Origin of the sequence: Streptomyces sudanensis (assembly GCF_023614315.1) — a bacterium.
Taxonomy (GTDB): Bacteria; Actinomycetota; Actinomycetes; order Streptomycetales; family Streptomycetaceae; genus Streptomyces; species Streptomyces sudanensis.
Window position 1 is genome coordinate 3,839,936 of record NZ_CP095474.1, and the last position, 6,186, is coordinate 3,846,121.

Annotated in this window: 4 protein-coding genes; all 4 read right to left on the reverse strand. The window is 77.7% G+C overall.

What is annotated here, in order from left to right; genetic code table 11:
• Positions 1–190: 190 nt before the first annotated feature.
• Positions 191–2,266 carry an iron ABC transporter permease gene (locus MW084_RS17665; protein WP_010470101.1) on the reverse strand — a complete coding sequence of 692 codons (2,076 nt, stop codon included), beginning with the start codon at positions 2,264–2,266 and terminating at the stop codon, positions 191–193.
• A complete protein-coding gene (locus MW084_RS17670) occupies positions 2,263–3,255 on the reverse strand; it encodes an ABC transporter substrate-binding protein (protein WP_010470099.1) in 993 nt (330 codons plus the stop codon). Before MW084_RS17670 ends, MW084_RS17665 begins: the two co-directional genes overlap by 4 nt.
• A gap of 61 nt (positions 3,256–3,316) precedes the next feature.
• Entirely contained in the window at positions 3,317–4,129 is an 813-nt protein-coding gene (locus MW084_RS17675) for an ABC transporter ATP-binding protein (RefSeq protein ID WP_010470097.1), read from the reverse strand.
• Positions 4,126–5,928, reverse strand: coding sequence for an IucA/IucC family protein (locus MW084_RS17680; RefSeq protein ID WP_039829095.1), 1,803 nt, complete (start codon positions 5,926–5,928; stop codon positions 4,126–4,128). The genes MW084_RS17675 and MW084_RS17680 overlap by 4 nt, the downstream gene beginning before the upstream one ends.
• Between the last annotated feature and the right edge of the window lie 258 nt (positions 5,929–6,186).

The window sequence follows — 6,186 nt, forward strand, 5'->3', positions numbered from 1 at the left end:
GCGCCCGCCGTGCCGCCGCGCCGCATATCCGCCGCGCCCCGCGCCCGCCGGGCCGTACGCCCGCCGGGCCGTACGCCCGCGGAGCCGCCGGGCCGCCGCGCCCTACGCCCGCCGGGCCGTCACGCCCTACGCCCGCCGTGCCGTACGCCCGCCGGGCCGTACGCCTGCCGGGGCCTCGGCCCGGCCGCCGTCAGCCCGCTCGGTGGCCGCGCCGCAGATGCCACACGAAGTACGGCGTGCCGATCAGCGCCGCCAGCAGCCCCGACGGGATCTCGGCGGGCGCGACGAGCGCACGGCCCGCCGTGTCCGCGGCGATCATCAGCGCCGCGCCCAGCAGCGCCGCCACCGGCAGCAGCCGGTGCGCCCGCGAACCGGTCAGCATCCGCGCCGCGTGCGGCGCGACCAGCCCGACGAACGCCACCGTCCCCACGACGGCGACCGCGCACGCCGCCAGCGCCACCGCCAGGGCCAGCACCGCCAGCCGGGTCCGCTCCAGCGGCAGGCCCAGCGTGCGGGGGGTGTCCTCGCCCAACGCCAGCAGGTCCAGCCGCCGGAACGACAGCACCAGCAGCGGCACGCCCACGGCCGCCGCCCCCGCCAGCACCGACAGGTCCGCCGCGTCCCGCGCGTACGTCGAGCCCGACAGCCACGTCAGGGCCTGCGCGACCTGGAAACGCGCCCCCACCACCAGGTAGTTCGTCGCCGCCGTCGTCAGCGCGAACGTGCCGACGCCGACCAGCACCAGCCGCTCCGGCGCCACCGACCCCTTCCGCAGCGACAGCCCGTACGTCAGCGCGAACGCCGCCGCACCGCCCAGCAGCGCCGCCACCGGCAGCGCCGCGTACGGCACCGACGGCAGCGCCACCAGCACCAGCGCCGCGCCGAACCCGGCGCCACCGCTGACGCCCATCACCGTCAGGTCCGCGAGCGGGTTGCGCGCCACGGTCTGCACGACGCCGCCCGCCACCGCCAGCAGCGCCCCCGCCAGGGCCGCCACCAGCAGCCGCGGCAGCCGGTACTCCAGCACCACGCCCCGCAGCAGTTCGTCCCCGCCGCCCGCCAGCAGCCCCGGCAGCTCACCGGGCGGCACGGCGACGTCCCCCAGCAGCAGCCCGCCCGCCAGCAGCGCGGCCACCACCGCCGCCCCGCCCGCCAGCAGCGGCGGGTACGGCGGCCGGCGGCCGCCGCGGGCCGGCATCACCGTGCCGGGGGCGGCCGGTTCCGGCGGCAGCCGCCGGGCCAGCCACAGGAACAGCGGAGCACCGAACAACGCGGTCACCACCCCGGCCGCGACCTCGTTGCCGGTCGGCGACGTGACCCGCGCCAGCAGGTCCGCCGCCAGCAGCAGCACCGCCCCCCACAGGGCCGCCGCCGGCAGCAGCACCGCGTGCCGCCGCACCCCGGCGAACCGCACCAGGTGCGGCGCGGCCAGCCCGACGAAGCCGATCGGGCCGGTCACCGCCACCGCGCACGCCGTCAGCAGCACCGCCAGCAGCACCGCCGCCAGCCGCACCCGGCCCACCGGCACGCCCAGGCCCCGCGCGGTGTCGTCCCCGGTGCCGAGCACGTCCAGCGTCCGGGCCAGCAGCAGCCCGCCCGCCAGACCCGCCCCGAGCAGCGGCAGCGCCGCCAGGGACCGGCCGGTGTCGGCCACCGCGAGGGAACCGTGCCCCCAGAAGAACACCGCGCCGGTCTCCTCCTGGAACAGCACCACCAGCACCGCGGTGACGCTGGACAGCGCCAGCGTCACCGACACCCCGGCGAGCACCAGATGGGCGGGCCGCCCCCGCGCCCCGCCCGCCACGGCGTGCACCAGCGCCGCCGCGAGCAGCCCCCCGGCGAACGCGACGCCGCCGCGCGGCAGGCCGCCGGGCGGGAACCCGGTGATCGCGCCGACCGCCACCGCCAGGTACGCGCCGGCCGTCACGCCCAGCGTGTCCGGCGACGCCAGCGGGTTGCGCACCGACGACTGGAGCAGGCAGCCCGCGACGGCCAGCGCCGCCCCGGCGGCCAGCCCGGCCAGGGTGCGCGGCAGCCGCCCGCCCAGCAGCACCGCCCGCGCCTCCGCGTCCCCGCCGCCCACCGCCAGCCGCAGCAGGTCCCCGAGGCCGACGCCGCTGCGCCCGTACCCCAGGTGCGCCGCGGCCACCAGCAGCAGCGCCGCCACCCCGCCGGCGACGACCGCGGCCGGGCCGGCCGGGAGGCGCGGCGCCCTCCGGGCCCGGCCCGCCCGGGCGCCCGGGGGCCGTACGGCGGTCCCGGTCACGAGGTGAGCGCGCGCGTGATCTCGTCGGCGACCTGGCCGGTCGAGAACGGCCCGCCGAAGAACCACGTGCCCGGGTCGAGGGCGTGGACGCGCCCGCCCCGCACGAAGTCCAGGTCCCGCCAGAGGGAGTTCTCCGGCAGGGCCGTGGCGAACACGTCGTCGTCCTCCGCGGCGACGTAGACGAGGGTGGACTTCTCGACGGGCCTGAGGCCCTCGATGTCGACCTTGCTCATGCCGTACGCGTTGGCCCTGCCCTTCCAGGCGTTCCTCAGGCCCAGCCGGGGCAGCAGCCCGCCGGGGAGGGTGGAGTCGGTGAGGACCTCCACCACGGCGGCGCCGTCGGTGGTGTACCCGCGGGCGACGGTCACCTCCGCGCCGCTCCTGCCCGCCGCGGCCAGCTTCCGCCTCGCCGCGCCGATCTTCGCGTCGAGGTCCTTCAGCGCCGCGTCGGCCTCCCGGGACCTGCCGACGGCGGTGCCGACGGCCTTCAGCGTGGCCCGCATCTCCCCGTACTCGCCGTCCGCCGCGTACGGGTCGAACACCAGCGTCGGCGCGATCGCCGCCAGCTGCCCGTGGTTGGCCTCCGAACGCACCCGGGAGGTGATGATCAGGTCGGGTTTCAGTGCCTTGACCGCCTCCAGGCTGGGTGCCTGCCGCGTCCCGACGTCCCGGACGCCCGGGCCGAAGCGGGGGCCGCCGGTGACCCACCGGTCGTACCCCTTCACGTCGGCGACCCCGACCGGGGACACCCCGAGGGCCAGCAGGTCCTCGGCGTACGTCCACTCCAGGGCGACGACCCGCCGCGCGGGCCGCTCCAGCGTGGTGGGGCCCTTCAGGTGGGGGACGGTGATCCGGTTGCCGCCCTCCTCCGCGGGGGGCGTGCCGGCCGCCTCCTTCGAGGCGGAGCCGCAGCCGGCGGCCGTGGCGGCGAGCGCCGCGGCGGCGAGGAGCGCGACGAGGGCGGTGCGGGCCCGTGGTGCGGTGCGCATGGCGGGGCTTCCTTTGCTCGGTCCGGTGGCGGGAGACGCCGGTACGGCGGTGCGGTGGTCCTCAGCCGGCCGCCGGGGCCGCCGGCGACGGCTCGCGCCACCGGGGCAGGCAGGTCGGCACCCCCGTGCGGGGGTCGAGGGTGACGGTCGCGTCGATGCGGAAGGCGGCGCGGACGGTGTCCTCCGTCAGCGCCCGCGCGGGCGTGCCGGACGCGACGATCCGGCCCCCCGCCAGGACGACCACCGCGTCGGAGAACGCGGCGGCCTGGTTCAGGTCGTGCAGCACCACCACCACGGTGATGCCGTGCCCGTCGGCCAGCCGCCGCACCAGCCGCAGCACCTCGATCTGGTATCGGAGGTCGAGGTACGTCGTCGGCTCGTCCAGCAGCAGCAGCCCGGTCCGCTGGGCCAGCGCCATCGCGATCCACGCCCGCTGCCGCTCGCCCCCCGACAGCCGGTCCAGGGTGCGCCCGGCCAGCGGCCGCAGCCCCGTGGCGTCCAGCGCCCAGGAGACCGCCTCCCGGTCCCCGTCGCCGCCGCCTCCCAGCAGCCCCCGGTGCGGGTGGCGGCCGTACGCGACCAGCTCCTCGACGGTCACCCCGGCGGGCACGACCGGCGACTGCGTCAGGAAGCTGAGCTTCCGGGCCAGTTCCCGCGGTCGGTACTCCGCCAGGTCCCGCCCGTCGAGGACGATCCGCCCCGCGTCGGGGGCGTGCAGCCGGGCCAGCGCCCGCAGCAGGGTGGACTTGCCGGAGCCGTTCGGGCCGACGAGCGCCGTGACCGCGCCGGGCGCCGGGGCCAGGTCGATGCCGGACGCGACGGGCTCGCCCCCGTGGCCCAGGGCGAGGCCCCGCGCGTCGATCCCCACGCTCACGACAGCGGGTTGGGGACGGTGCCGTTCGGGCGCAGCGCGTGCCGCAGCGCCCGGTCGACGTAGCGGGTGACGACGAGCCGGTCGGTGTTGAACGGGTAGCGCGGGAACTCCCCGGCGAGCACGTCGTACTCGGCGTAGCGGTCCTTCCGCTCCGGGAAGCGCTCCTGGTACGCCACGACGGCCCGCCGCACCAGCCGCCAGAACCGCTCCTCGGGGACGCCCATGTGCCCGGCGGCGAGCGGCGCCAGGTACCGGAAGTGGCCCAGCAGCACCTGGTCGACGACGTGCTGGCGGATGACGGCCGGGCTCTTGCGGGGCAGCACGTGGTCGTGGCCGTCCGGTTCGGGCCCGCGTTCGGGGACCGGGGCGTGCGACACGGACACGTCGTCCACGAAGTCCTTCAGGAACAGCCGCCGCGGCACCTCGTCGGCGTCGTACCCGATCAGCGTGTTCTGGCCGTGCGGGTTGAAGGTGATGCCGTACGTGTACATCACGTGCAGCACCGGGTGCAGCACCGTCTCGAACAGCCGCGACAGCCACTCCTCGGCGGGCAGCCCCGAGGCGCGGGCCAGTTCCGCCGCGAACGACGCGCCGTGCTCGTCGACGTGCAGCAGCGCCGCGAACGTGCGGACCCGCTCGCCCTCGTCCCGCCGCGCCGACACCGGCTCCCGCCAGATGCAGCCCAGCGTCTCCAGGTGCTGGTACGGCACCCCCGGCACGCCGTCCAGGTAGGGGTGGCGGACCGTCACCGAGGCGACCTCGCCGAGGAACACCGTCCGCAGCTCGTCGCGGAGCAGCGCGTCCCGGCCGAGCAGGCCCGTCAGCCACTGCGTGGTGAGCGGCGCGCCCTGCGTGCAGTGCGGCGGGATGCCGCGCCAGATCAGCGTGTTGACGATCCTCAGGGGGAGCTTGACGTCGTACCGGCCGCGTTCCGACACGTTCGTCAGGGTCCGCACCGACTGCTGCGGCAGGTACGCGTCGGCGCTCCGGCCGAGCGGCACGATCCGCCGCTGGGCGACCTCCCCGGCGAACAGCACCTGCACGGCGTGGTCCCACTGCCAGGGGTGCACGGGCATCCACACGTACGCGTCCGGGTCGCCGCCCGCCGCCTCGATCCGCGTGCGGAACGCGGCGGCGGTGTCCGCGTCCAGCTCGTGCGCGACGACCGCCCGCTCGCTCAGGCCGGGCGTGCCGCGGAACTCGGCGAGCCCCCGGTGCACGGCGATCCACTCCAGGGCGACCGGCTGCCGCGACTCCGGCGCGTACGCCCGCACGTCGCCCGACGAGAAGCCGACGCGCCCCTTGTTGGCGACGAGCGTCGGATGGCCCGTCATGGCGCACTCCAGCTCGGCATGGTCCAGTCCGCGCAGCTCGGCCGCCGTCCACCCGCCGTGCTCGACGCGCGCCGCGTCGACGGCGAGCGTCGCCGACAGCTCCGTGAGGTACATGCCGAGGGTCGGCGCGTCGACGCCCGCGGTGCCGGCGCAGTCCACGAGGAACCGCTGCGCGTCCCAGGCGGGGCTCTCGACGCCGTCGCCGAGGAGGCCCGCCGCGCCGCGCGTCACGGAGTCCCCGGCGACCCGCCAGGAGCCGAACGCGCCGCGCGTGGCGGAGAACGCGTACGAGACGCCGCTGTCCAGGTCGATCCGGAACCGGCCCTCCGCCTCCGTTTCCAGCGGCTCGACCAGCCCTTCGAAGGCGAACTCGGACAGTGCCTTGGCGAGGAGCCGGCGGTTCGCCTCGCGCCAGGACTCCGGTGACACCTCGGCGGGTTCGGGGACGGGGTGGCCGTCGGTCATGCGGGTCACGCCTCTCTCGTGTGGGCTCCGGCCGCTCCCGCGGCCCTCTCGGTGCTCCGTCTCACGGCGCCTCGTGCGGCGCGCCTCCGGCGCCGCCCGGCCCGCGCGGCCGGCCGCCGTCACGGCGGGGTCCCCCCTCCGGTCCGCTCCGCCTCCGGGGCGGCCCCGGCGGGCGCCGACGGGGCGCACGTACGCCCCCCGGGCCCCGCGAACCGGTCCGGCGGGCACGGGACCGGGACCGGGGAGCGGCGGGCGGGG

Coding starts and splice junctions, on each gene's coding strand:
- MW084_RS17670 (WP_010470099.1), bottom strand. CDS start 3,255: ATGCGCACCGCACCACGGGCCCGCACCGCCCTCGTCGCGCTCCTCGCC.
- MW084_RS17680 (WP_039829095.1), bottom strand. CDS start 5,928: ATGACCGACGGCCACCCCGTCCCCGAACCCGCCGAGGTGTCACCGGAG.